The organism is uncultured Microbulbifer sp., assembly GCF_947498635.1.
Taxonomy (GTDB): Bacteria; Pseudomonadota; Gammaproteobacteria; order Pseudomonadales; family Cellvibrionaceae; genus Microbulbifer; species Microbulbifer echini.
The window spans coordinates 1-1541 of record NZ_CANMKV010000093.1; the positions used below are offsets into that span (position 1 = coordinate 1).

The window sequence follows — 1541 nt, forward strand, 5'->3', positions numbered from 1 at the left end:
TGGTGCATGATCTATCGTAGTCTTGACGGATAACTGAATACTAACAAATTGGCTCGGAATTATTCAGAGGTTCCTTAAGTATCCAACAAATATTCCCAGCGCAGATAAATATGACTTTGAACATTCTGACATTAATTTTTCAAATGATATATTTCAGCAGTTCAACTACACGTAGTAAATGCATAACAAGGCGATGAATTTCGTTCCGCCCCGACGGGGCTCCACCGGACAGGCAACGCTGCGCGTCGCCTGCCGATTATCGCGGCGTTATGTTTTCCGAGATGCTTATGGATTTTAACCCATACGATAACTTCATATTTTATGATTCCTGTGCATTTGACGGCGGCGATATAGCCGAGCAAGAAGCCTCTGAGAAAGCCCGCAATATCTTGGATGCTCAAAAGAAGAGAATCATGTTAATGCACTCAGTGGTAGATGAGATTAGAAACCCTTCTACGCCAAAGTGGTTACAAGAACGTGAGCCTCGTTCTCGCCAAACTGTTAAGTTAAATCTTACAGAGGAAGAGAAGCGCACATTACAAGATATTGAAAATATTATTGTCGGTAATGGAAAGTTTGAAAAACGTAAAGCAGACTGCTTTCACGTATTTGAGGCTCAAAAGTATGGAGGTTGTTTTGTAACAACAGATAGTGGTATCTATAAGCACGCTGAAGAAATCTTTAATAAGTATGGCCTGTATATAATTAAACCTTCGAAATTCTTAGAGTTAATTTTAAAGTACAGTGATAAAATATAACAAAACAATCAACGCCCGCCCGCCCGCCCGCCCGCCAGCTGGCTCGGACCTCCGTTTCGGCACTTCGTGCCTATACTACGGCCCGTTATTGTAGGCGTTAGAGAGCAATGAAAACTTTGAGTCTAAGCATAGCATGATAAATAAACTTGATAATTCCAATGCAAAGGTTGCAAAGCAAATTTTCACGACATTTCAAAACTCTTATAAAATCGAAGCGCAACTTATAGGTGCTATTGATTTTCCTCCGTTATCGAGAAGTGTTATAGGTATAGAAAATTCAACAACACTATTCTACGGTTTCAGTGAAAATGAGTCTCTTGCCGGAGTTATAGAAGTTTCTATAAACCGTGATCTCTTAGATATTAATAGTTTAACTGTTGACCCCTGTTATTTTAGAAAAGGTATCGCAGATCAACTAATAAGGTATGTTTTACACGAATTTAATTTTTCAAGCGCAATTGTAGAAACAGCTGTTGTAAATACTCCGGCAATCAATTTATACAAGAAACATGGTTTCGTTGAGTTTAAGCGTTGGACGCCATCCCGTGGCATTGAAAAACTGGCGATGTCATTTGAAAATGCACTCTAAAAAGCAAATAAACAGGGACAAATAACAGTTGGTTTTTGCTCCTGCGTCGCCAATTTTAACCAGCTATTATTTGCCCGTTATTCGGGAGTTATTAACCCGGCGGACAAATAGTTCCACTATGCTGCATATTTAATCGATTCATGCCGGAAGTAGGATGCTACACGCGCAGGTTTCTTTTGTAACATTCTCATGTG

The 1541-nt window shown here is 39.6% G+C and carries 2 protein-coding genes; both read left to right on the top strand.

Translation table 11 applies throughout. The features are described 5' to 3' along the window. Nucleotides 1–287: 287 nt before the first annotated feature. Complete coding sequence (locus Q1A69_RS19905) at nucleotides 288–758, top strand: hypothetical protein (protein WP_299589607.1); 471 nt, start codon at nucleotides 288–290, stop codon at nucleotides 756–758. A gap of 133 nt (nucleotides 759–891) precedes the next feature. Next, nucleotides 892–1347 carry a GNAT family N-acetyltransferase gene (locus Q1A69_RS19910; RefSeq protein ID WP_299589609.1) on the top strand — a complete coding sequence of 152 codons (456 nt, stop codon included), beginning with the start codon at nucleotides 892–894 and terminating at the stop codon, nucleotides 1345–1347. Nucleotides 1348–1541: the final 194 nt, after the last annotated feature.

Coding starts and splice junctions, on each gene's coding strand:
- Q1A69_RS19905 (WP_299589607.1), top strand. CDS start 288: ATGGATTTTAACCCATACGATAACTTCATATTTTATGATTCCTGTGCA.
- Q1A69_RS19910 (WP_299589609.1), top strand. CDS start 892: ATGATAAATAAACTTGATAATTCCAATGCAAAGGTTGCAAAGCAAATT.